Genomic DNA, 22,206 nt, shown 5'->3' on the forward strand with positions numbered 1-22,206 from the left:
CGACAATGGATTACGTTTTCCCCCCCGCCCCCGCGCCCTCGGTCGCCGTGGCCGGCGCCGAGACCCGCTTCCCGGTGCGCCGCATCTTCTGCGTCGGGCGCAATTACGCGGCCCATGCGCGCGAGATGGGCAAGGACCCGGATCGCGAACCGCCGTTCTTCTTCACCAAGCCCGCCGACGCGGTGGTGGATGACGGCGCGACCATCCCCTACCCGCCGCTGACCGAGAACCTGCATCACGAGGCCGAACTGGTGGTGGCCATGGGCCGCGGCGGCGCCGACATCCCCGAAGCGAAGGCGCTGTCTCATGTCTGGGGCTACGCCGTGGGCAACGATCTGACCCGGCGCGATCTGCAGACCGCGGCGAAGACCGCCGGGCGCCCCTGGGACTGGGGCAAGGCGTTCGACCGCTCCGCCGTCTGCGGGCCGGTGCATCCGGTCAGCGCCGTGGGGCATGTCGCGCAGGGGCGCATCGGGCTTTCGGTCAATGGCGAGACCCGGCAGGCGGGCGACCTGAACGAGCTGATCTGGTCGATCCCCGAGATCATCGCCATCCTGTCGCGCAGCATGGAAACAAGGCCCGGCGACCTGATCTACACCGGCACCCCGGCAGGGGTCGGCAAGCTGGTCCCCGGCGATGTCTGCGTGGCGGAGGTCGCCGGGCTCGGCGCGGTGACGACGACCATCGCCCCGCGCGCATAGCCCGGGGCCGAGCGCCGGGACCGCGCAGCGCCGCGCCGGGCAGGCGCGGCTCAGTCCGCCGCCAGCATCGCCACCTCGCGGCGGAACGGCAGAGCGTCGCCGATATCGGGGGTTTCCAGTTCGCGCGCGTAGCGGTGCCCGGCATAGGTGGCCCAGGCAATGGGGCCCGGGGCCTCGGCGTCGCCGATCGCGCGGATGGTGCTGATCCCGGCCCCGGCCCAGTCGGCGCGGCGCGCCTGCAGCGCCCGCCACAGCGCGTCGTCGGACTGGCGCGAGGCGACCATGACCACCGCGTCGGCGGGGCGTTCGGCCAACCGCCCGGTGAACACGCAATTGGTGGTCACCGCATCGCGCCCGATCGCCGTCACGCCGCGATTGAGCGCGATCTCCACCCCCAGATCCGCCAGCCGCGCATGGATCGCCGCCTGCTCCAGCGTGTTGTTGGTCCATTCCGACACATAGGCCGCCGGCGTCACCAGCGTCACCTTCGCGCCGGCCCGCGCCAGCAGCTCCGCCAGCACGCCGCCCATGTAGTAGTGATCGTCGTCATACAGCAGCACCGCGCCCGAGGGCAGGTCGCCGCCCGCCAGATTGGCCGCCATCAGGTCATCCGGCGTCCACAGCGCCATGCCCGGATCGATGGGCATGGGGACCACGTGCTGGCGCGACACCCCGTCGCGCCGCCAGGTCGCGCCGGTGGCGATCGCCACATGCGCGAAGCCGAACTCCAGCACCTCGTCGGCGCTCAGCGCGCTGTCCGGGAACACGTCCACATCGGCCATCTGGCTGATCTGGTATTCGCGGTAATCCGCCACCCGCCCCCAGGCCGCAAGCCCCGGCAGGCGGCTTTCGCGCGCCACCCGGCCGCCCAGCGCGCGCCCGGCCTCGGCCAGCGCCACCTTGTAGCCGCGCATGCCCAGGGCGCGGGCGGCCTCAAGCCCGGCGGGGCCGGCGCCCACCACCAGCACGCCGCCGCCGGCGCCCCTGGGGTTCATGCGTTCCGGGTGCCAGCCCTTGCGCCATTCCTCCATGAAGGTGGGGTTCTGCGTGCAGCGCGACACCGACATGGTCATGTCGCCGGAGATGCAGATGTTGCAGCCGATGCATTCGCGGATGTCCTCGATCCGGCCTTCCTCGATCTTCCTGGGCAGGAACGGGTCGGCGATGGAGGGCCGCGCGCAGCCGATGAAATCCAGCACCCCGGATCGGATCTGCCTGACCATCACGTCGGGCGAGGTGAAGCGCCCCACGCCCACGACAGGCCGGCAGGTCAGCGCCCGCACGCCTTCGACCAAGGCCTGCTGCGCGCCCTCGTCCTTGAAGCGCGAGGGGCCGGAGCAATCCTCCCACGCGCCATGGGCCAGATCCCACAGATCGGGCAGGTCGCCATGCATCTCGATCATGTCGCGCAGCTCGGCGTTGGAGAACCCCAGATCGCCGATCATCTCGTCAAGCGACAGGCGCAGGGTCAGCCCGCAGGCGTCGCCGATGGCGTCGCGGCCTTCGGCGATCAATTCGCGCATCAGCCGGGAACGGTTCTCCAGCGAGCCGCCGTATTCGTCGCTGCGCTGGTTGGTGGCGGTGGACAGGAAATGCTGGATCACCCCGAATCCGTGGGCGCCGTAAAGGCAGACCAGATCGAAGCCGCACGCCTTGGCGCGCAGGAAGGCGTTGCGATGCCAGCGCCGCAGGTCGCGAATGTCCTGGCGGTCCATGGCGCGGGCCTGCACCGGGTCGTTGGTGAAGGTGCGGATCGGCAACGCGGTGGGGGCGCGCGGGGTCTCGCGGCTATACAGATTCGGGCCGTTGATGCCGGAATAGGCCAGCTGGATCCCCGCCAGCGCCCCGTGTTCATGCATGGCGTCGGCCATCTTGGCCAGCATCGGCATGTCCTGGTCGTCCCACAGGCGCAGTTCGATGAACGGCGTGATTTCCGAACTGTGATGCATCTCGCATTGTTCGGTGAAGATCACCCCCCAGCCGCCCTCGGATTTGGTGCGCCGCATGGCCGCCGCCGCCGAGGGGTCGCGATAGCCGCCGCCATTGCAATGGGGCACCTGATAGAACCGGTTCTTGGCGGTGACCGGGCCGATTTGCACCGGTTCGAACAGGATGTCGTAACGTGGGTCGCGGGCCATGGTTCTGACGCGCCTCCGGTTCGGATCTTTCTGTGTCAGGGTCGCGCAGACGGGCGCCGGGCGAACAACCCGCCCGGCGCCATGATTGCCGAGATCACTTCTTCAGGCGGGTCCAGATCGCGTCGTAATAGGCCTGGGTCTGCTCGTCGCACACCGCGATGAAGGTGCCCGCCGGCGCGTCGGCGGGCGGGTTGGCCTCGGGCGAGGCCTTGAGCGCCGCGTCAAGCAGCGCGTCCACGCCCTTCACCCCGGCGGTGTATTGCGCGTAGTTGGTCACCGCCGCGGCGTTTTCGGGCTCCAGCAGGAAATCCATGAACAGGATCGCGTTGGCCCGGTTGGGCGCCTGCTTCAGCAGCACCACGTTGTCCATCCAGGCGACGTAGCCCTGGCGCGGATAGGCGTATTCCACATTCGCGCCTTCCTCGCGCGCCTTGGCGGAAAAGCCGTTGTAGATCATCCCCGCCGCCGCGTCGCCGGACACCAGCACGTCCTTGGCGATGTCCGATCCGAACGAGGCCCAGTATTGCTTGGCGTTCTGCAGCATGGCGTCCAGCGCCTTCAACTGTTCGCGGTCGTTCGAGCATTGCGGGATGCCCATGTGCAGCGAGGCCAGCGCGATCACTTCGCCCTGACTGTCGAGCACGTTGATCTTGCCGCGCAGCTCCTCGGGCGGATCGAAGATGATGTCGGTGGTCGAGATATCGCCCTTGTAGACGTCGCGATTGACCGAAAAGCTGGTGGAGCCCCACTGATAGGGGATCGAATGCTTGCGGCCCGGATCAAACGGCACGTCCACCCATTGCGGCTGGATATTGGCGAAATTCTTCAGTTCGCCCGGCGCGATGTCGTCGAGCAGCCCCTCCCCGGCCATGATCTGCACCATGTAGTCGCCCGGCACCGCCACGTCGTAGGTCCCGAGCCCCCCGGCTTTCAGCGCCGCCAGCATGGCCTCGTTGGAATCGTAGGTGTCCATGGTCACCTCGACGTCGTATTGCGCGCTGAACTTGTCGAGCAGGTCCTGCGGGATGTATTCGAACCAGTGGTAGATCGACAGCTTGCCCTCGGCCTGCGCCGCGCCGCCGGTCATGGCCAGCGCCAGCGCCAGCGCCAGCGCCGAGGCGCCCGATTTCAAAACTCCGTTCATGATGCCTTCTCCTTGTTGGCTGTCTTGTTTCGCCGTCTTGCATGTCGCGCGTTTCATGGGCGCCCCCTCCCCCCGCGGCCCCGTCACCGGCCTTGCCGCGCCCCGATCCTGCCGACGACATAGGACACCGTGACGAACCCCACCGACACCAGCAGCATCAGCGTCGATATCGCCATGATGTTGGGCTTTATCCCCTGTTTCACCGACCCGAAAATCGCCGTGGGCAGGGTCTCGACCCCTGCGCCCTTGACGAAATTGGTGATGATGAAATCGTCGAGCGAGATGATGAAGGCCAGCAGGAACCCCGACACGATCCCCGGCGCCATCAGCGGCGCGAGGATCAGCCGGAACGCCTGCGCGCGGCTGGCGTAAAGATCCATCGCCGCCTGTTCGTAGACCGCCTCGACGCCCTGAAGCCGCGCCGCGATCGGCATGTAGGCGAAGGGGATGCAGAAGGTGATGTGGGCGATCAGGATCGACGCGTAGCCCCGCGTGAAGCCGATGGCGCTGAAGAAGATCAGCGTCGCCACGGCGGTGACGATCTCGGGCACCATCAGCGGCAGGTTGATCAGCGCGAAGCTCGCCGACTTGCCGCGGAAATCGCCGCCGCGCATCATCCCCACCGCCGCCGCGGTGGCGATGATGGTGGCCGCGGTCCCGGCCATGGCCGCGATGGACAGGGAATTCCACGCCGCGGCGGCGAATTTCTCGGCCTCCGGGCCGAAGAACACGTCGCCATACCATTTCAGGCTGAACCCGCCCCAGACGGTGATCGATCTGGATTCGTTGAACGAATAGACCATGACGATGATCAGCGGCGCATAGAGCAGCGCCAGGCACAGGATGGTCGCCGGGAAAAAACCGGGATAGCGGCGGATGTTGATCTTCGGGGCGGCCATGTCAGGCGCGCTCCCGTCCGGCGCGGGACTGCTGGCGCGCGTAGGCCATCAGCACCGCCAGCACCATGGACAGCAGGATCATCGCGGCGGCGGCCCCGAAAGGCCAGTTGCCGGCATTGCCCTTGAACTGCTCCTCGATCAGCGACCCGATCATGAAATTCTTCGCCCCGCCCAGCAGGTCGGGGGCGAGGAAGGCGCCCAGGCTGGGCACGAAGACCAGGATGCAGCCCGCGACGATCCCCGGCATGACCGCCGGCAGCAGGATCAGCCTGAGCGTGGTCCAGCGATCGGCGTAAAGATCCGCCGCCGCCTCGGACTGGGCGAAGTCGTAGCGTTCCACCGAGGCGTAGATCGGCAGCACCATGAAGGGCAGGTAGGAATAGAACAGCCCCAGCTGCACCGCCATGTTGGTGTTGATCAGATGGATCGGCGCGTCGATCAGCCCCGCCGCCATCAGCCATTCGTTGAGCGGCCCGGCGTCCCGGATCAGGAATTTCAGCGACACGGTGCGAATCAGCAGGTTGACCCAGTAGGGAATGGTGATCAGGAACAGCCACAGCGACCGGCTGCGCGTGGGCCGCGTGGCGATGAAGAACGCGGTGGGAAAGCCGATCAGCAGGCACAGCGCCGTCGCCACGCCCGCCTGCCAGATCGAGCGCGCGAAGATGGTGACGTAGGTCCATTCGAATTTCGGCGCCTCGTCGCCGAACAGCCCCCGGTCAAAGAAGAACCGGTCATAGGCGGCCAGCGAGAATTCCCAGATCACCCCGCCGCGAAATTCCTTGGTCAGGAACGAATACACCAGCATCAGCCCGACCGGCGCCACCAGAAACACCCCGATCACCAGCCAGGACGGCGCCAGCAGCCAGCCCCGGATCGCCGCGAACGTGCCCGGCGCCGCGCCGCGCGCCGGCTGTTCGCCCATGCCGCCCCCCGCCACCGGATCAGTCCAGCAGCAGGCGCGCCGCGCCCTCGTCGATGCGGAGCGCGGCGCGGTCGCCGGGGCGGAACGGCGCGCCGGCGCCATGGCCGTTCTGGGTGCGCGCCTTGATCAGCCCGCCGCCGTCCAGACGCAACAGATACTGGGTGTCGGTGCCCAGATACACCAGCCTTTCCACCGTGCCGAGAATGGCGTCGGGCGCCGCGCCGGGGGCGGCATCGGGGGCCGCGTCGGGCGCCGACAGCGCGATGCGTTCGGGACGGATCGACAGATGCCCGGTCTCGCCCGCCCGCGGCGATCCGGCCGCCGCGCACAGGATCGCCGCGCCCCCGGCCATGCGGCACAGGCTGCGCCCGCCCGCGGCGCCGGGGGTTGCCACGGTGACGTCGAGCAGGTTGGTCTCGCCGATGAAATCCGCCACGAAGCGGTTGTCGGGGGTTTCGTAGATCTCGTGCGCGGCGCCGACCTGCTGCACCTCGCCGGCGCTCATCACCGCGATGCGATCTGACATGGTCAGGGCTTCTTCCTGATCATGGGTGACGAACACGAAGGTGATGCCGGTTTCCTCCTGAATGCGCTTCAATTCCACCCGCATGGCCTGGCGCAGCTTCAGATCCAGCGCCGACAGCGGTTCGTCCAGCAGCAGCACCTTGGGCCCCGGCGCCATGGCGCGGGCCAGCGCCACGCGCTGCTGCTGTCCGCCGGACAGCTGATGCGGCCTGCGCTCCGCCAGATCCTGCATCTGCACCAGATCCAGCATCTCGCCAACGCGCGCGGCGATCTCGGCGCGGGATTTCTTCAGCATCCGCAACCCGAAGCCGACATTCTGCGCCACGCTCATATGCGGGAACAACGCGTATTGCTGGAACACGGTGTTCACCGGGCGGCGATTGGGGGGCAGGGTCTCGATTTCCTCGCCATAAAGAAAGATCGCGCCCGCGCTCACGGTCTCGAACCCGGCGATCAGGCGCAGCAGCGTGGTCTTGCCGCAGCCCGAGGGCCCCAGCAGGGTGAAGAATTCATTGTCGCGGATTTCCAGGCTGACCTTTCGCAACGCCGTCACCTGCCCGTAGCGCTTCACCGCGTCGCGCACCTCGACGGCCGTCATCGCGCCGCTGTCCGTCATGCAGTCCCCCCGCCGGATATCCCGATTCCGTTCCACTGGGATCATGCAGTTTCCTTTCGCGAGAAACTACTGTTTACCTTTGTCAGGCTTAGGAAGCGCCTAACCGCGCCCGGGACAAGGACCGCCATGACCGCCGCCGACATCCTCGATCGCCTGATCGGCTTTCCCACGATCAGCCGCGAGTCCAACCTGGCGCTGATCGACTATGCCCGCGATCTGCTGGCCGGGGTCGGGGTGCGATCGACGCTGATCCATGACGCCACCGGCCAAAAGGCCAACCTCTACGCCACCATCGGCCCCGCCGACCGGGGCGGGGTGATGCTGTCGGGTCACACCGACGTGGTGCCCGTGGACGGGCAGGACTGGCGCGCGCCGCCGTTTCGCATGACCGCGCGGGACGGGCGGCTTTACGGGCGCGGCGCCTGCGACATGAAGGGGTTCGTCGCCTGCGCGCTGGCCGCCGCGCTGCGCGCCGCGAAGATGGACCTGAAAACCCCGCTGCATCTGGCGCTGTCCCATGACGAGGAAATCGGCTGCGTCGGCGTGCGCCGCCTGATCGACATGCTGGAAGCCGCCCCCATCCGCCCGGCGCTTTGCATCGTCGGCGAGCCCACCGGCATGGCGGTCGCCGCCGGCCACAAGGGCAAGACCGCCGCCCGCGCCGTCTGCACCGGGCGCGAGGGCCATTCCGCGCTTGCCCCGCTGGCGCTGAACGCGCTGCATCTGGGCTGCGATTTCGTCGCCGAACTGCGCGCCATGCAGGCCGGGCTGGCGGCGACGGGCGCCCGGGACGGCGATTACGACATCCCCTATTCCACGATCCACGCCGGGGTGATGCGGGGCGGAACCGCGCTCAACATCGTGCCCAATCGCTGCGAGGTGGATTTCGAGATCCGCAACCTCGCCGCCGACGACCCCGGCGCGCTGATGGATGAATTGCGCGCGGCCGCCGCGCGGATTTCGCGCCGGGCGCAGGACACGGCCCCCGAGGCGGGGATCGCCATCGACCTGACGAACGCCTATCCGGGGCTCGACACGCCAAAGACCTCGGCGGCGGTGGCGTTCGTGACATCCCTCACCGGGGCCAACGGCGCGATCAAGGTGGCGTTCGGGACCGAGGGCGGGCTGTTCGCGCAGCGCCTCGGCCTGCCGGTGGTGGTCTGCGGGCCGGGCGACATGGCCCAGGGGCACAAGCCCGACGAATACGTGACCGAGGCCCAGCTCGCCCGTTGCGACGCCATGATGGATGCGCTCCTGACGCGGCTGGCCGCGGGTCTCTAACCCGCCAGCGGCGCCAGCCCCGGGATGCCGGCGTCGCTGACCATCTCGCGGCAATGCGCCTCGAAAGCCCGCAGCACGCCGGTCTGGCGGGCGCGCGCCGGACTCGCCAGGCCCATCTTCATGGGCCGGACATCGCCGTCGAGCGGCACGCAGACCAGCGGCTTGCCGTCGGGCGACAGGTCGGCGCGGGTCTTGATGTTGGCCAGCGCGTAGCCAAAGCCGTTGGCCACCATGGATCGCATCACCGCCATGTCGCCGGTGCGTTCGCCGATGCGCGGGCGCAGGCCCCGCTTGCGAAAGATCGACAGGAAATATTCGCGGCTCAGCGGCAGGTCCAGCAGCACCAGCGGATCGTCGAGCAGGTCCTCGGGCGTCACCGAGCCGCGCCCCGCCAGCCGGTGCCCCGCGGGCAGCATGGCGTAGGGGGGCAGCGAGGCCAGCGGCGCGAAATTCAGCTCCGGCGAGATATCCAGGTCATAGGTCAGCGCCACGTCGATCTCGCCGCGCAGCAGCATGTCGAGCAGCGCCCCCTGATGGGTCTCGCATTGATGGATGCGGACCTCCGGATGCGCGGTCTCGAAGGCCTTGCGCAGCTCCGGCAGCACGAATTGCGCGAAGGTCAGCAGGCAGCCGATGCCGAACGGCCCGCGCACCCGCTCGGCGATGTCGGCGGCGATGTCGCGCAGGCCCTCGGCCTCCTGCAGCAGTTTCTGCGCCGCGAGGAAAAACCGCCGCCCGCCGGCGGTCAGCGACAGCCCGTGGCTGTGGCGGCGCACGAAGAACTGCACGCCGAATTCCTGTTCAAGCTGGGTGACGGCGGCGGAGATCGAGGGCGGCGAGACGTTCACCCGCTCGGACGCCTGCACGATGCTGCCCGCCTCGCCGATGGCGACCAGGTATTCGAGCTGCCGGAATGTGAAGCGCAATGCCATGGCGGCGATACTGTCCCGGCGGCGCGCATCAGGCAATAGCGCGCTATTGGTCGCCGGGCACCCCGTAGGAGGGCGCCTCGCGCGGGTCCAGCGCCCGCGTCACATAGGCGTCGAGCTGGGGCAGATAGCGGGTCCAGAGCGCCGCGAGCCCGGCGACCGGGCAGTCGTCGGACCAGTCGACGCGCAGGTCGGCCACCGGCCAGGCGACCCTGTCCACCAGCATCATGCCCGCCGAATGCACCGGCCCGGCCTCGCCCCCCGCCGCCAGCGCCGCGCCCATGACATGGATCAGCCGATCGCCGAGACGCCCGCCCGACGCCGCGAACGCATCGACCATGGCCTGCGCAACCCCGGGATCGGCCAGCAGATTGCCGCCGCAGGCGACGTTTTCGCCCCGGGCCTCGGCCCAGATCCCGAGCGCGTTTGCGCCGGAATGGATCGCCGATTCGCCGCGCGCGTCCACCGCCAGCACCTGCCGATGCGCCATGTGCCCGCCGGTGCGGCGCAGGATCGCCACCGCCTCGGGCGCGTCGGCGCCCAGCGCCATCAGGTCAAGCGCCCGCGCCCCCAGCGCCGGGTCGGTGACGTTCTGGCTTGCGACGGCGCCGACGCCGGCGCGCGCATGGGCGCAGCGCGCCGCGACGGCGGGCGAGGACGACGCCACCGCCACCCCGAACATGCCGGTCTCCGCGCAGCGCGCGACGATGGAAAAGGTCATGTCACGGGCCCCTTGTTCGCCGGATCTTCGGGCAGCAGATGTTCGGGGATCACCGCGGTGGCGTCGATCTCCACCAGCCAGTCGGGGCGGGCCAGCGCCTGCACCACCAATCCTGTGCAGACCGGATGCACGCCGCGGATATGTTCGCCCATGGCGCGATACACGTCCTCGCGGTGGCGGATGTCGGTGATGTAGACCACCAGCTTGACCAGATGCTCCATGGTCCCGCCGCATTCGCCGATCAGCTGGCGGATGTTGGCCATCACCTTGCGGGTCTGCTCGGCGGGGTCGTGGCTGTCGATGTTGCGCGCGTCATCCAGGTTCTGCGGGCACTGGCCGCGCAGAAATACCGTGACGCCGCGCGCGATCACCGCCTGGCACAGGTCGTTGTCGAGCCTTTGTTCGGGATAGGTGTCGCCGGTGTTGAACGGGCGAATGCGCAGATGTTTCACGTTTCAGCTCCCCTTGATCGGACGCCGGGCCGAATGCCCCGGCGCGCCTTCAGTCGCCCTGGTCCTCTGGCGATGCGTCTTCGGCCCGGAGCCGCGCGGAAGGACGGTATGCCAGATACTTGCGTTGCGTGGCGATATGGTCCGCCAGATGCCTGGCGTCATGCCACACCCCCCAGATGAAACTGGACCCCCGCCGCGACAGCCAGGGCAGCCCCAGAAAATAGACGCCGGGCACGGCCGAAACGCCGCGATTGTGCTTCGGCTTGCCGTCTTTGTCGAACGCATCGACCTTCAACCAGCTGAAATCAGTGTCAAAACCCGTTGCCCAGACGATCGAGGACACCCCGGCCTCCGCCAGATTCAACTGCAGAATCGGATCGGTCATGCAGTCCGGGTCCGGGTCGATCCTGCGGGCGTCGGGCTCCTGCGGAAAGTCGAGACCATTGCGGGCGATGTAGGCGTCGGCCTGATCCAGCAGCGACCGGTGACTGGCATCCCCCCGGGCGATATTGTCCGCAAGATCCAACGCGAAGGCCATTGCGCCGGCATTGAAGGATTTCGTCCTTCCGACAAGCGTGACGCCCTGCGCGGCAAGACGTCGGAAGTCGACCGTATGGCCGCCGCGGGCGCCGCTCACCGAGATCGTGACATGCGCCGCGTCCGGCGTCATGGCCTCGGCGTCCCACATGCCGAGAACCCCCAGCCACCAGACGAAGTCACGCCCGCGATAGGATCGAAAAGGACGATCATGCGGGCCGACGGAAAGGTAAACGCGCTTGCCCGCACGCTGGAGTTCGTCGGCGATCTGCACGCCCGAGGACCCCGCCCCGACCACCAGCGCCGCGCCTGCGGGCAACTGAGCGGGATTGCGGTAGGCGCTGGAGTGGATCTGCGCGAATCCCGCATCGTCAGGAACGATGGCCGGGATCACCGGGCGTTGGAAAGGGCCGGTGGCGGACACCACGTTGTCGGCTTCCATCACGCCATCCGACGTTTCAACGCGGAATCCGGGCCGGCCTGCGATTTTCTGCACCTCCGTCACCTCCGCCCCGCAGCGGATGGGCGCATTGATCTTTTCCGCATACTCGACGAAATAATCCGCTATCCGTTCCTTGGAGGCGAAGGCGTCGGGATCGAGGTCGGAGAATTCCAGCCCCGGAAACCGGTCATGCCAGGCCGGACCGTTGGCAACCAGAGAATCCCATCTTTCAGAGCGCCAGCGGTCGGCGATTCGCCGCCGCTCCAGAACCAGGTGATGCACGCCGCACTTGCTCAGATGCTCGCTCATCGCCAGGCCGGCCTGGCCGCCGCCAACGACGAGCACGCCAATTTTTTCAATGGACATTTCCGGACCCTTTTCTGGCTTTTCGGGCATTCTGGCGGATGCACCGGACCTGCAGGCGTTGATCTGACCCATCGGCGGGCATGCGGGCCTTGTCGACGATCGGCTTGACCGATGGCTGCGCGCAAGTGTCAGCCGCGCCGCGGCGCGGGGTAAAGAAAGGCTTGGCGTGGTTTGAATTAGGGAGAGGCTAATTCAGGGGGCCGGGGCGGGGCGCTGCAACACGCAAAAGGCCGGCCCCGTCGGGGGCCGGCCCATGTCGTCGCCTGGCGGCGGAACAATTGGAGCGGGCGATGAGATTCGAACTCACGACCCCAACCTTGGCAAGGTTGTGCTCTACCCCTGAGCTACGCCCGCGTCCTGTGAGGCGGGTATATATAGGAACCGATTGCGAGCGCAAGAGCGAAATGCCCCGCCCCGCCCCGCCGCCCCGGGCGCGTTGACAACCGCCCACCCGCTCGCCAGAACGGGGCGTTGAAGGCGCGCCGCGCAGGCGCGCGCCCTGCGGACCGACGCCGTCGCCCGCCGCTCAGGACGGACCGGATCCCATGCGCATCTTCTTTCTCACCTTCGAATTTCCGCCCCGCTTCGGCGGCGGGCTGGCCACCTATCTGGATCAGGTCTGCCGGCTCTACGCCGGGCGCGGCGACGAGGTGACGGTGATCTCCGCCGAACAGGGGCTGCCCGAACCCGAAGTCGAGGACCGCCTCGGCGACGGCGTGCGGGTGATCCGCTTCAACACCGGGCAGACCCCGCGATACGGCGAATTCGGCCACTGGCCGGCGCTGGCCGTGGACATCGCCGAGCGCGCCGCAGCCATCGCCAGGCGCGACGGCGCGCCCGACCTGATCGAGACCCCCGACGGATTCGGCATCGGCTACATGGCGATGCAGCGCCGCCTGACGCTGGATCCGGCCTTCGCCGGCGTCCCGGTGGTCTGCGTCGCCCACACGCCGACCTACCTGATCGACCGGCTCAACGATCAGCCCACCCACCAGCTGCCGGTCTACTGGCAGGGGGTGATGGAGAAATTCTCGCTGCTCGCCGCCGACGCGGTGGTCAGCCCCAGCCAGGCGCTGATCGACCGTCTGGAGGCGGATCTGGGCAAGCCGCTGAACGCCCGCATCATCCGCAACCCCTACGCCCTGCCCGACGCGCCGCTGCAGGCGGGGGGCGAGGCCGACCATTTCTACATGGCCTCGCGGCTGGCCTACTGGAAAGGCGCCGAACACCTGCCCCGCATCTTCCAGCGCGCCTGGGCCGACGGGCTGGACGCGAAGCTGAAGCTTTACGGCGGCGACACCGATTTCACGCCCGCCGGCATGAAGATGTCCGAGCATCTGAAAACCCGCTTCGCCGCCGACATCGCCGCCGGCAGGCTCGAACTCTGCGGCGCCGCGCCGCGCGGGGACATCGACGCGGCGGCCAAATCCGCCTACGCCCAGATCCACCCCTCGCTGTTCGACAATTTCCCCTATTCGGTGATCGAGAGCATGGCCGCCGGACAGGTGACGCTGGTCAACGCGGCGGGCGGGCACACCGAAATCCTGCGCGGCGGCGACGCCGTGGTCATGGACGTGACCGACATCGAAGCCGCCGCGCAAACCGTGCGCGACCTCGCCGCCATGCCCGCCGCGGCGCGCCGCGCCATGGGCGAGGCGGCGCGCGAGACCATCCGCCAGGCCTGCGATCCGGACGATTTCTACGAGTCCAAGCAAGACCTGTATTCGGAGCTGATCGCGCGCAAGGCGGGCCGCAAGTCGTTCCCCTTCATCGCCGGGCCCGAGACCAAGACGACGGCGCTGCGCGACACGGGGGAGCCGGGTCTGCTGTCGGTGGTCATCCCCTATTACAACATGCAGGATTTCATCGACGAGACGCTGGAATCGGTCTTCGCCTCCACCTACGCGCCCATCGAGGTGGTGCTGGTCGATGACGGCTCCCCCGCCGAGGCCGCAAAGGCCAAGCTGCTGGAACTGGAGGCGAAATACGCCGACCGCCGGTTCCGGACGCTGCGCGGCCCCAATCAGGGCGTCGCCGGGGCGCGCAACACCGGGGCCGAGGCCGCAAGCGGCGCGCTGATGGCGCTGCTCGACGCCGACGACGTGGTGACGCCGGATTACTACCGCCAGGCCGTGGCGATCCTGGAGACCTATGACAATGTGGGGTTCGTGGGCTGCTGGAACGAGGATTTCCGCGATTCCGACGGCAAGACCATTCGTCTCTGGTCCACGTGGAATCCCGAACCGCCCAGCCAGCTGATCTTCAATCTCACCAATTGCCAGGGGCTGATCTACTGGCGCGCGGCGTTCCTTCAGGCCGGGCGCCATGACGGGTCGCTGCGGATGTTTCTGGATGATTGGGACTCGACCATCTCGCTGCTGGCGGCGGGGTATCGCGGGGCGATGATCCCGGCGCCGCTGTTTCGCTACCGCATCCGCGACGAATCCATTTTCCGTTCGAAACGCGGGCTGTGGGAGGTGAATTACGAAAAGATCGCCCTGAAGCACCGGGATTACTACAACATGTTCGGGGCGGAGATCGCCGCCTTTCTCAACGCCAACGGCCCCAACGTCAATTACCACATCCCCGGCCTGCCTCCCGGCCGCCCCGAGGCCCCGGCGCAGATGGAAAACTGGCTCGCCAAGGCGCATGAGCTGAAATACCTCGGCATGCTGCGGCATTTTTCGAATTTCCTCGCCTACACCCGGCTGGGGCGGTTCATCCGCACCAACCGCATGGCGAAACGGCTGCTGGAACGCATTTTCTGATCCTTTGAACCGGGTTTGCGAACCGGGCTGGCGAACCGGGTTTGCGGGGCCCCGCCCCGCGCGATCCATGTTGCGACGCGGCGCCAGCGGCGGCGCATTCGCCGCCGGCAGGGTTGATGTTGCGGCACGGCGCCCGTATGTGCGTGCAGCGACAGGCAGCATCATGACCGGAGGGCGCCTCATGGCCCGGCTGAGACCTCCCCCGAATTACCTGATCGAACGCTACAGGGGCTGGAAGGCCACGCGCTTCGACGACAACCGCGCCTGGTATGCGCGGCTTGCCCAGGACGGCCAGCGCCCGCGCGCCATGCTGCTCAGCTGCTGCGACAGCCGGGTGGACACGGTGGCCATGTTCGGGGCGGAACCCGGGGATCTCTACATCCTGCGCAACGTCGCCAACCTGGCGCCGCCCTTCAAGCAGGATCAGGACCACCACGGCACCTCGGCGGCCATCGAACACGCGGTGAACTGGCTGAAAGTCGCCCATATCGTGGTCATCGGCCATTCCGATTGCGGCGGCATCGCCGCCTGCCACGACATGTGCGCCGGCGAGGCGCCTGAGCTGGAGGAATCCACCAGTTTCATCGGCCGCTGGATGGACATCCTGCGCCCCACCTACGAGGAACTGGCCGGCGAATTCCCCGAGGACCGCGCCACGCGCCTGCGCATGTTCGAACAGCGCGCGGTGACGACCTCGCTCAACAACCTGCTGACCTTCCCCTTCGTCGCCGACGCGGTGGCGCGCGGCGCCCTGACCCTGCATGGCGGCTGGATCGACATCGCCGAGGGCCGCCTGCACGGCTACGACGCGGACAGCGGCGGTTTTCGCCCGGTCTGACCTCGCCTTGCCGCGGGCGCGCGCCCTGTCGGCGCCCGCCTCCGGCCGGACAATTCAAAAACAGCGGATCTCGCCGACCGCCTGCGCGCGGCGCAGATTGGTGACCGCCGCCTTGGCCGGCTCGGCGGTGCGAAAGATCGCCATGCGCTCGCCGCTGCCCTGACGCATGGACAGCACGGTTTCCGCGTCCACGTAATCCTCATAGGGCAGGATCGAGGCGATCACGTCGATGGAGCACGAACAGCGCGACAGCATTTCCCGGGTCTGGCCGTTGGCGGCCATGCAGCCGAACACGTAATCCGCCCGCGCCTCGGTGGGGAAATCGTTGAGCACCGGCACGCTCTGGGCCTGCGCGGCGCCGCCCGCCAGGGCCAGCGCCAGAATACCAGCAACCACGCGCATGTCAGCCGCCCTCCCTGATCTCGATCAGCTTGATTTCCTCGCTGAAGGCCAGCGCGCCGTCCGGCCCGGGCCGCGTCGCCGCCGAGAAGCGCAGGAAACCGCCCGGCGCCGCATCGGACATGACGAATCGCAGTTCCAGATCGGCGAATTCGCCCATGCGCGCGCGGTTCTTGTCCCCGGCGAAGGGGCGGAACACGATTTCCTCTCCCGGCGCCGACTGGCCGGCGAATTCCGTCGACACCGCGACGATCTCGCCGCCGTTGCGCAGCGAATCCTTCATCCGGTTGCGGATGTAGAACGGGCTGCCCCCGGTCATGCGCGCCATGGCCCGCAAGCTCGATTCCAGAAACGTCGGCAGCATCGGGTTGCCCACGGACACCGGAAACGGATGCAGTTCGCGCAGCCGCCCGCCGGAGGTCAGCTTCAGCACCGCCTCCGGGGCGCCGGCGGCGTCGTTGCGGATGGTCAGCGCGATTTCGCCGTCCTCGATGGGGCGCAACCGCTCGTCGCCCCCGGATCCCGAACGGCTGTGGGCGTAGATCAGCGAGGTTCCCGACGCCAGCGTCGCCAGCGACCCTTCGGCGAAGATGCGCTCGCTCGCCGGTCCGGCGAACGCGCCCCCCGCCGATCCCGGGGCCAATCCCATGGCGAGGCCCCCCGCCAGCAGCGCCGCTGTCGCGGCCCGTTTGAAGCTAGTCATCGAGCGTCTCCGTCAACATGAACCCCTTTCCTCTTATCGTGCGGATGCGCGCGCCGAAATCGGACATTGGCGCCAGCTTGCGCCGCAGATAGCCGACATAGACATCGACGACGTTTTCCGACGAACCGCCTTCGGCCTTCCACAATGCATCGAAAATCTCGCCGCGGCTGAGCACATGTTCGCGATGCGTCATCAGGAACACCAGCAGATCGCCCTCGCGCTCGGTCAGGCTGACCGTCCTGCCGCCCCCCGATTCGCCGCCCGAAACCCCGCGGGTCTCCGGGTCGTAGGTCAGGCGGGCGCCGGCGCGGCGGGCGGATCGCGACGCGGCGCGGCGCTGTTCCTGCACGCGCAGGCGGGTCACCAGCTCGGCGAATTCGAACGGCTTGGCGATGTAATCGTCGGCCCCCGCCGCCAGCCCCCGGGCGCGGTCCTCGACCCCGGACAGGGCGCTCAGCATGATGATCGGCAGGTCGAGCCCGGCGCGGCGCATCTCGCGCACCAGATCGTCGCCGCGATCGGCGCCCAGCATCACGTCGACGATGGCCGCGTCGCAGCCCTCGCCCAGCGCCGCCAGCGCCCCGGCGGCGTCATGGGCGACCACCGGGACGTAGCCCTCGCGCGCCAGCCCGCGCGACAGCGCCGAGGCGATGTCGCCGTCATCCTCCGCAATCAGCACCCGGGCCATCCGATCACCCATCCGCGACATGCGCCTTCGCCGCGCCCGCGTCCTTGTCGATCCCCGCCCCGGCATCCGCCGCCGGCAGGGTCAGCGCCGCCTGCGCCCCGCGCCCGCCGGCCGCGCCGCCGGCGGGCGGGCGCGGGGCCGGGCTTTGCAGCGTCACCGCGCCATCCTGCCGCTGCGCCACCCAGGCCGCAAGCGCCAGCCCGACGCCGAACCCGGTCCCGGCGCCTTCGCGGGCGCCGCGCGCGAATCGTCCGAACACCCGCGCCGAATCGCCCTCCGCCAGCCCCTCGCCCTCGTCGGTGACGCTCAGCGTCGCGACCCCGTCCGCCGCCGCGGCGGCGATCTCGATGACGCCGCCCTCGGGGGAATGGCGGATGGCGTTCTCGATCAGCCCGCCCGCCACCTGCCGGCACCAGTCGGCGTCGCCCAACGCCCATGCCGGGTCGAGCCGCGCGGTCAGGGTCAGGCGGCGCTGACGGGCCAGCGGCGCCGCGTCGGCCATGGCGTTTTGCGCCGCCGCCGCCAGGTCGAAGGGCGCGACGGTCAGTTCGATCTGCCCGGTTTCCGAGCGCGCCACGCGCAGCATGTCGTCGATGCGCCGGTTGAGCCGCACCGCCCGCGAACGGATGATCCCCAGCGACGCGGTCAGTTCCGCCGGGTCGGCGCGGGCGCCCAGCCCCAGTTCGGATTCCGCCAGGATCACCGTCAGCGGCGTGCGCAGCTCATGCCCCACATCGGCGAAGAACCGCCGCCGCTCGGCGTCGATGCGCGACAGGCGGTCATTGGCCTCGGACAATTCGCCGGTGCGCCGCGCCACGGTGTCGTTGAGCCGGGCGCGGTCCTCGTCCACCGCGTCAGAACGCCGTTTCAGCCGCGCCGCCATGCGGTTGATGGCGCCGAACAGCCGGCCCAGCTCGTCGCGCTGCGCCGCCGGCAGCGCCACGGCGAAATCGCCGCGCCCGACGCCTTCGGCGGCCTGCTCGGCCAGCCCCAGCCGCGCGATCAGCGGCCGGATCAGCAGCATGTGGAACAGGATCACCAGGGTCAGCGCCGCCAGCCCGGCGCCCAGCGCCAGCCACAGCATCCAGCGGCGCAGATCCGCGACGCTGGCGGCGGCGGCGTCGCGGTTGCGCCTTTCCTCGGCGATGGCGGCGTTCAGCAGCGGCGAAAACCTGACCGCGAACCCGTCCAGCGCCGCGCGCAGCGCCGATTGCGACCGCGCCGCGCGCACCGCGCCGTCGAAATCCGCGAACCGGGCCCGCATCCGCGCCAGCGACAGCGAACGCGCGGCGCGGCGCATCTGCGCCAGATCGCCTTCGCCCGCGTCCGGGGCGGCGCGGTCGGGCGACGCCCCGCCCGCCGCCAGCGCCCGCTCGATGCGCGCAAAAGCGTCGGCGACCATCCCGGCGCTCGATCGCAGCCGCGCCGCGCCGGCGCCCGGCCCCCCGGCGTCCAGCCCCAACCCCCCCGCCGAATCCCCCGCCGAATCCCCCGCCGCCTCCACCGCGATCACCGCGTAATCGCCGATGCGCGCCGACAGCGCCGACAGCAGGTCCATGCGTTGCTGCGCCGCGCCCGACTGTTCGATCCGGCGCACGGTTTCCGCCGCGCCCCAGGCCGCCAGCAGCGCCGCGAAGATCGCCACCAGCGCGATCGCGCCGGCGCCCGCGATCAGGCGAAAGCGCAAGCTGGCCGGGGCGGCGATCACAGCGCCGCCAGACAGCGCCAGGTGATCAGCGATCGCAGCTCCCGCGCCTCCACCGGCTTGGCCAGCAGGTCCACGCCCATGGCCCGCGCCTGCCCGGCCAGCGATTCGCTGCGATCCGCGGTCACCACGATGGCGGGCAGCTTCGCCCCCCAGGCGGCGCGCAGCGCGGCGATCGAGCGCAACCCGGTGTCATCGCCGTCCAGATGATAGTCGGCGATGATGATGTCCGGCGGCAGCCCCAGGTCGTTGAGCGCCGCCGCGGCCTCGTCGGTCGCGGCCGCGGGGACCACGCTGGCGCCCCAGCGCTCCAGGGTCTTGGTCATGGCGAACAGCACTTCGGGTTCGTTCTCGATCACCACCGCGATCAGGTTGGGGATCACCGCGCTTTGCGCGCTTTCATCCTCGGGCGCGGCGTCCGGCGCCGGACCGGGCGCGCGCCGCGTGATCGGCGCCTCCACCGCGAACACCGACCCCGACCCGGGGACCGAGCGCAGCGACAGCGGGTGATCCAGCAGCTTGCAGGCGTGCTTGACGATCGACAGGCCCAGCCCCATGCCGCGGATCTCGTTGTCCTGATCCAGCCGCTGGAATTCCTCGAACACCCGCTGCTGGTCCTCGGGCTTCATGCCGGGGCCGGTGTCCCAGACCTCGAAGCGCAGCGCGTCGCCGCGCCGGCGGCAGCCCACCAGCACCGCGCCGTGGCTGGTGTATTTCACCGCGTTGGCCACCAGATTCTGGGCGATGCGGCGAAAATAGCGCGGGTCCGAGCGGATCCACAGCCCCGAGGGCCGGATCCGCAGCCGCAGCCCCCGCGCCGCGGCCAGCGGCTTGAATTCCTGGTCCAGCGGGTCGAGAATGTCCGACAGCGGAAAATCCGACAGCGTGAACTCCGCGCCGCCGGCGTCCAGAAGCGAAATCTCCAGCAGCGCCTGCAACAGCGTCTCCACCGAATCGAACGCCCCGGCGATGCGCGACGTCACCTCCGCCTGCGCCCGGCCCATGGGCATCTCGCCGAGGGTCGAGATGAACAGCTTGGCGGCGTTCAGCGGTTGCAGCAGGTCATGGCTGGCGGCGGCGAGAAATCGGGTGTTGGAGCGCTTCGCCGCCTCGGCGGCCTCCTTGGCCTCGCGCAGCGCCTGTTCGGTCAGTTCGCGCTGGGCGTTTTCGCGGGTCAGGGCCTCGTTGGCGGCGGTCAGTTCGGCGGTGCGTTCGGCCACCCGCTGCTCCAGGGTCTCGTTGGCGCGGCGCAGCGCCCGCGTCGCCATGCGCTTGGCGGTGACGTCGGTGAAGCTGGCCACGAAGCCGCCGCCGGGCATGTGGCGCAGGCTGACATCCATCACCGCCCCGTCGCCGCGATGGAATTCCGCCGAGACCGGCGCCCGCGACCCCGGCCGCGCCAGCCAGTCGCGCAGGTCCAGCGGCGATTGCACGCCGCGCACGATGCCGTTGCGGAACACGTAATCGACCATCTGCGCCAGGTCGGCGCCGGTCTTGGTCAGGTCGTAGGGCAGGCTCAGCAAATCCCGGAACCGGGAATTGCACGCCGCCAGCCGCTGATCCGCGTCGAAGGTGCAGACCCCCTGGCTCAGATGGTCCATGGTGGCGCGGGCGATGCGGTCATGTTCGTCGATGATCTTGTCGCGTTCGCGCCGCTGCTGGCGAATCATGGCGGTGATGTCGGTCTGCAGCACCGCCGTGGCCCCGGTGGCGGTGCGCCGTTCCGAGACCTGGATCCAGCGATCCTCGGACAGTTCCACGGTGAAGGTGGCGTGGGGCTTGCGGTGCATGTTCTCGCGAAACGCCGCCCAGTCGCGCGGGGTCTGGCCCTCGGGCAGCACCAGATCCCGGCTGACCGACAGGCGGCGCGCGTATTCGGCGAAATCCAGCCCCGGCCCGACGCTGCGCGACACGTCCGAGAACAGCGACCGGAAGCGGGTGTTGCAGATCACCAGCCGGTCGTCGGGATCGAAGAAGGCGAACCCCTCCTGCACCGCCTCCAGCGCGTCGGCGAGATAGGTGCGCGCCTGCACCGCATCGCCATGGGCCTGCTTGAGCCGCGAATTGGACAGGCTGAGGTCATGCAGCGCGCCCTGCAGGTCGTTGGTGCGGGCCCGCACCTCGCCCTCCAGCGCGATCGCGGTCTGGAACAGCGCGAAGCCCGATCCCGAGATGTCCGTGGCGCGTTCCACCCGCGCCATCAGCGCCTGGTTGATCTTGCGCAGCTTGCGGTTCTGGGTCTCGATCGAATCGCGCTGCAGGGTCACCGTCCCGCGCCCCCCCGCCCGGCGGCGCGCCCCCCCGCCGGCGCGTCCGGTTCATGCAGCGCCATGCCGACGAAAGTCTGGTTCACATGCATGCCGTGATACTGTTCGCCATAGGTGGAAAAGCCGATCACCCGGTTGCGGCTCAGCAGGTCGGACACCGCGTGGTATTTCTTCTGCATCTCGGCCTCCAGCCGGCGCAGGATGCAGTCGAATCCCAGCACCAGCGCCGGAGGGCCCATATCGCGCCGCAGGCGCGACAGCTCGCCGTCCAGATGCGTGACCATGTCCTGGGCGCGGCCCACGGCCATCACCAGCCCCTCGTCGATGGCGCACAGGAAGCTCAGCGCGTTGTCGTCCTCGACCTTCTGGATGGCGCGCACGTGATAGGCGCCCCCGACTTTCACCAGCATGGGGTTGGTGGCGAAGACGAAAGGCGACAGCGCCTCGACCGCGCAGCCGACGTGGCGGGCGTATTCCTCGGCCGCCGGCTCGGCGTCGAATTCGCGCACCAGCCGACGCGCGGGGTCGGCCTCGGTGACCACCATCCGCCGCTCGGTGGGCAGGAAATGATCGAAGCGCAATTCGGTGATGCGGTAGTCGGTTTCCACCAGCGCCAGCAGCGCCGCGTCGGAATGGAACCTGCCGCCCTGCAGCACATAGGTCTGCCCGAAGGCCAGCCCGTCCCCGGCCGAGCCCCCCAGCACCGGGATCGGCGCCAGCCCCGGCTCCAGCGCCGACAGCACCGCCTCCTCCTGCCGGCTCATGCCGTCGGTGAGCAGCAGCGCAAAGCGCCGCCAGCCCTCGGTCTCGCCGAATTCGCCGACCAGTTCGCGGCATTCGCCGACCCGGTCATGGATGGAGAATTTCGACAATCCATCCAGCAGCAGCGTGGAAAACCGGAAATGCCGGCGCGGAAAGGCGATCCCGGTCAGGGTGCCGGTCTCGTAGCCCAGCGCGGTGATCTCGCCCGCCGTGGTGCAGCCGATCACCGGCGTGTTTCCAAAGCTTTCCGCCAGCGCCGGGGCCAGCGCGTCGATGTCGTATTCCGGCGACACGAACACCATCACCGCCGCCGCGCCGCCGCCGCCGCCGCCGCTCTGGCGCCCCAGATCGGCGGCGGCGGCCCGCCGGGGGGTGCGCCCCGACCCCCCCCGGGGCCGCG

Annotated in this window: 19 protein-coding genes and 1 tRNA gene; 4 read left to right on the forward strand and 16 right to left on the reverse strand. The window is 69.2% G+C overall.

Translation table 11 applies throughout. The annotated features are described in order from the left end of the window. Positions 1-5 precede the first annotated feature (5 nt). Complete coding sequence (locus tag AC1HC7_RS07660; protein ID WP_479498898.1) at positions 6-701, forward strand: fumarylacetoacetate hydrolase family protein; 696 nt, start codon at positions 6-8, stop codon at positions 699-701. A 50-nt stretch (positions 702-751) separates the two neighbouring features. Here AC1HC7_RS07660 and AC1HC7_RS07665 read toward each other — a convergent pair whose 3' ends face one another. The 5 genes from AC1HC7_RS07665 to AC1HC7_RS07685 all read right to left on the reverse strand — a co-directional run bounded on the left by AC1HC7_RS07665 (position 752) and on the right by AC1HC7_RS07685 (position 6,948). After that, positions 752-2,839, reverse strand: coding sequence for an oxidoreductase (locus AC1HC7_RS07665; protein WP_479498899.1), 2,088 nt, complete (start codon positions 2,837-2,839; stop codon positions 752-754). Between the two features lie 94 nt (positions 2,840-2,933). Then, complete coding sequence (locus AC1HC7_RS07670) at positions 2,934-3,983, reverse strand: extracellular solute-binding protein (RefSeq protein WP_479496210.1); 1,050 nt, start codon at positions 3,981-3,983, stop codon at positions 2,934-2,936. A gap of 83 nt (positions 3,984-4,066) precedes the next feature. Then, the gene (locus tag AC1HC7_RS07675) at positions 4,067-4,882 is read right to left on the reverse strand and encodes an ABC transporter permease (RefSeq protein ID WP_479496211.1); all 816 of its coding nucleotides are present in this window, start codon (positions 4,880-4,882) and stop codon (positions 4,067-4,069) included. Position 4,883: 1 nt separating this feature from the next. Next, entirely contained in the window at positions 4,884-5,807 is a 924-nt protein-coding gene (locus AC1HC7_RS07680; RefSeq protein WP_479496212.1) for an ABC transporter permease, read from the reverse strand. A gap of 19 nt (positions 5,808-5,826) precedes the next feature. Beyond that, positions 5,827-6,948, reverse strand: coding sequence for an ABC transporter ATP-binding protein (locus tag AC1HC7_RS07685; RefSeq protein WP_479496213.1), 1,122 nt, complete (start codon positions 6,946-6,948; stop codon positions 5,827-5,829). 126 nt (positions 6,949-7,074) lie between these two features. Between AC1HC7_RS07685 and argE the strand changes: the two genes are divergently transcribed. After that, on the forward strand, positions 7,075-8,229 hold the full coding sequence (argE, locus tag AC1HC7_RS07690; protein ID WP_479496214.1) for an acetylornithine deacetylase: 1,155 nt from the start codon (positions 7,075-7,077) through the stop codon (positions 8,227-8,229). Here argE and AC1HC7_RS07695 read toward each other — a convergent pair. The 5 genes from AC1HC7_RS07695 to AC1HC7_RS07715 form a co-directional block, all read right to left on the reverse strand. Then, on the reverse strand, positions 8,226-9,161 hold the full coding sequence (locus AC1HC7_RS07695) for a LysR substrate-binding domain-containing protein (protein WP_479496215.1): 936 nt from the start codon (positions 9,159-9,161) through the stop codon (positions 8,226-8,228). The two genes, argE and AC1HC7_RS07695, sit on opposite strands and share 4 nt — an antisense overlap. A 43-nt stretch (positions 9,162-9,204) precedes the next feature. Beyond that, positions 9,205-9,879: a DUF1028 domain-containing protein gene (locus AC1HC7_RS07700; protein WP_479496216.1), complete on the reverse strand. Its 675-nt coding sequence runs from the start codon at positions 9,877-9,879 to the stop codon at positions 9,205-9,207. Further along, positions 9,876-10,331: a RidA family protein gene (locus AC1HC7_RS07705; protein ID WP_479496217.1), complete on the reverse strand. Its 456-nt coding sequence runs from the start codon at positions 10,329-10,331 to the stop codon at positions 9,876-9,878. The genes AC1HC7_RS07700 and AC1HC7_RS07705 overlap by 4 nt, the downstream gene beginning before the upstream one ends. A gap of 49 nt (positions 10,332-10,380) precedes the next feature. Then, positions 10,381-11,676 carry a flavin-containing monooxygenase gene (locus tag AC1HC7_RS07710; RefSeq protein WP_479496218.1) on the reverse strand — a complete coding sequence of 432 codons (1,296 nt, stop codon included), beginning with the start codon at positions 11,674-11,676 and terminating at the stop codon, positions 10,381-10,383. A gap of 279 nt (positions 11,677-11,955) precedes the next feature. Beyond that, positions 11,956-12,030, reverse strand: a tRNA-Gly gene (locus AC1HC7_RS07715). Positions 12,031-12,221: 191 nt separating this feature from the next. On the opposite strand from AC1HC7_RS07715, the gene AC1HC7_RS07720 reads away from it, so the two are divergent. Next, positions 12,222-14,444: a glycosyltransferase gene (locus AC1HC7_RS07720; protein ID WP_479496219.1), complete on the forward strand. Its 2,223-nt coding sequence runs from the start codon at positions 12,222-12,224 to the stop codon at positions 14,442-14,444. 181 nt (positions 14,445-14,625) lie between these two features. Beyond that, a complete protein-coding gene (locus AC1HC7_RS07725; protein ID WP_479496220.1) occupies positions 14,626-15,282 on the forward strand; it encodes a carbonic anhydrase in 657 nt (218 codons plus the stop codon). A gap of 54 nt (positions 15,283-15,336) precedes the next feature. On the opposite strand, the gene AC1HC7_RS07730 is transcribed toward AC1HC7_RS07725, so the two are convergent. The 6 genes from AC1HC7_RS07730 to AC1HC7_RS07755 all read right to left on the reverse strand — a co-directional run. Then, a complete protein-coding gene (locus tag AC1HC7_RS07730) occupies positions 15,337-15,684 on the reverse strand; it encodes a hypothetical protein (protein WP_479496221.1) in 348 nt (115 codons plus the stop codon). Between the two features lies 1 nt (position 15,685). Beyond that, on the reverse strand, positions 15,686-16,384 hold the full coding sequence (locus AC1HC7_RS07735; protein WP_479496222.1) for a hypothetical protein: 699 nt from the start codon (positions 16,382-16,384) through the stop codon (positions 15,686-15,688). Continuing rightward, the gene (locus AC1HC7_RS07740; protein WP_479496223.1) at positions 16,377-17,084 is read right to left on the reverse strand and encodes a response regulator transcription factor; all 708 of its coding nucleotides are present in this window, start codon (positions 17,082-17,084) and stop codon (positions 16,377-16,379) included. Before AC1HC7_RS07740 ends, AC1HC7_RS07735 begins: the two co-directional genes overlap by 8 nt. Then, positions 17,077-18,780, reverse strand: a complete 1,704-nt coding sequence (locus AC1HC7_RS07745) for a sensor histidine kinase (protein WP_479498900.1) — start codon at positions 18,778-18,780, stop codon at positions 17,077-17,079. Before AC1HC7_RS07745 ends, AC1HC7_RS07740 begins: the two co-directional genes overlap by 8 nt. After that, on the reverse strand, positions 18,777-21,044 hold the full coding sequence (locus AC1HC7_RS07750; protein ID WP_479498180.1) for a PAS-domain containing protein: 2,268 nt from the start codon (positions 21,042-21,044) through the stop codon (positions 18,777-18,779). The genes AC1HC7_RS07745 and AC1HC7_RS07750 overlap by 4 nt, the downstream gene beginning before the upstream one ends. Continuing rightward, on the reverse strand, positions 21,041-22,206 hold a 1,166-nt coding region (locus AC1HC7_RS07755), incomplete at its 5' end, for an FIST N-terminal domain-containing protein (RefSeq protein ID WP_479498901.1). The genes AC1HC7_RS07755 and AC1HC7_RS07750, both read right to left, overlap by 4 nt.

It is taken from the genome of Oceanicella sp., from assembly GCF_056449545.1.

What these genes read in the sequence shown, in the direction of transcription:
- AC1HC7_RS07710 (WP_479496218.1), bottom strand. Translation starts at nt 11,676, where the DNA reads ATGTCCATTGAAAAAATTGGCGTGCTCGTCGTTGGCGGCGGCCAGGCC.
- argE (WP_479496214.1), top strand. Translation starts at nt 7,075, where the DNA reads ATGACCGCCGCCGACATCCTCGATCGCCTGATCGGCTTTCCCACGATC.
- AC1HC7_RS07675 (WP_479496211.1), bottom strand. Translation starts at nt 4,882, where the DNA reads ATGGCCGCCCCGAAGATCAACATCCGCCGCTATCCCGGTTTTTTCCCG.
- AC1HC7_RS07735 (WP_479496222.1), bottom strand. Translation starts at nt 16,384, where the DNA reads ATGACTAGCTTCAAACGGGCCGCGACAGCGGCGCTGCTGGCGGGGGGC.
- AC1HC7_RS07700 (WP_479496216.1), bottom strand. Translation starts at nt 9,879, where the DNA reads ATGACCTTTTCCATCGTCGCGCGCTGCGCGGAGACCGGCATGTTCGGG.
- AC1HC7_RS07660 (WP_479498898.1), top strand. Translation starts at nt 6, where the DNA reads ATGGATTACGTTTTCCCCCCCGCCCCCGCGCCCTCGGTCGCCGTGGCC.
- AC1HC7_RS07680 (WP_479496212.1), bottom strand. Translation starts at nt 5,807, where the DNA reads ATGGGCGAACAGCCGGCGCGCGGCGCGGCGCCGGGCACGTTCGCGGCG.
- AC1HC7_RS07725 (WP_479496220.1), top strand. Translation starts at nt 14,626, where the DNA reads ATGGCCCGGCTGAGACCTCCCCCGAATTACCTGATCGAACGCTACAGG.
- AC1HC7_RS07670 (WP_479496210.1), bottom strand. Translation starts at nt 3,983, where the DNA reads ATGAACGGAGTTTTGAAATCGGGCGCCTCGGCGCTGGCGCTGGCGCTG.
- AC1HC7_RS07685 (WP_479496213.1), bottom strand. Translation starts at nt 6,948, where the DNA reads ATGACGGACAGCGGCGCGATGACGGCCGTCGAGGTGCGCGACGCGGTG.
- AC1HC7_RS07665 (WP_479498899.1), bottom strand. Translation starts at nt 2,839, where the DNA reads ATGGCCCGCGACCCACGTTACGACATCCTGTTCGAACCGGTGCAAATC.
- AC1HC7_RS07730 (WP_479496221.1), bottom strand. Translation starts at nt 15,684, where the DNA reads ATGCGCGTGGTTGCTGGTATTCTGGCGCTGGCCCTGGCGGGCGGCGCC.
- AC1HC7_RS07695 (WP_479496215.1), bottom strand. Translation starts at nt 9,161, where the DNA reads ATGGCATTGCGCTTCACATTCCGGCAGCTCGAATACCTGGTCGCCATC.
- AC1HC7_RS07740 (WP_479496223.1), bottom strand. Translation starts at nt 17,084, where the DNA reads ATGGGTGATCGGATGGCCCGGGTGCTGATTGCGGAGGATGACGGCGAC.
- AC1HC7_RS07720 (WP_479496219.1), top strand. Translation starts at nt 12,222, where the DNA reads ATGCGCATCTTCTTTCTCACCTTCGAATTTCCGCCCCGCTTCGGCGGC.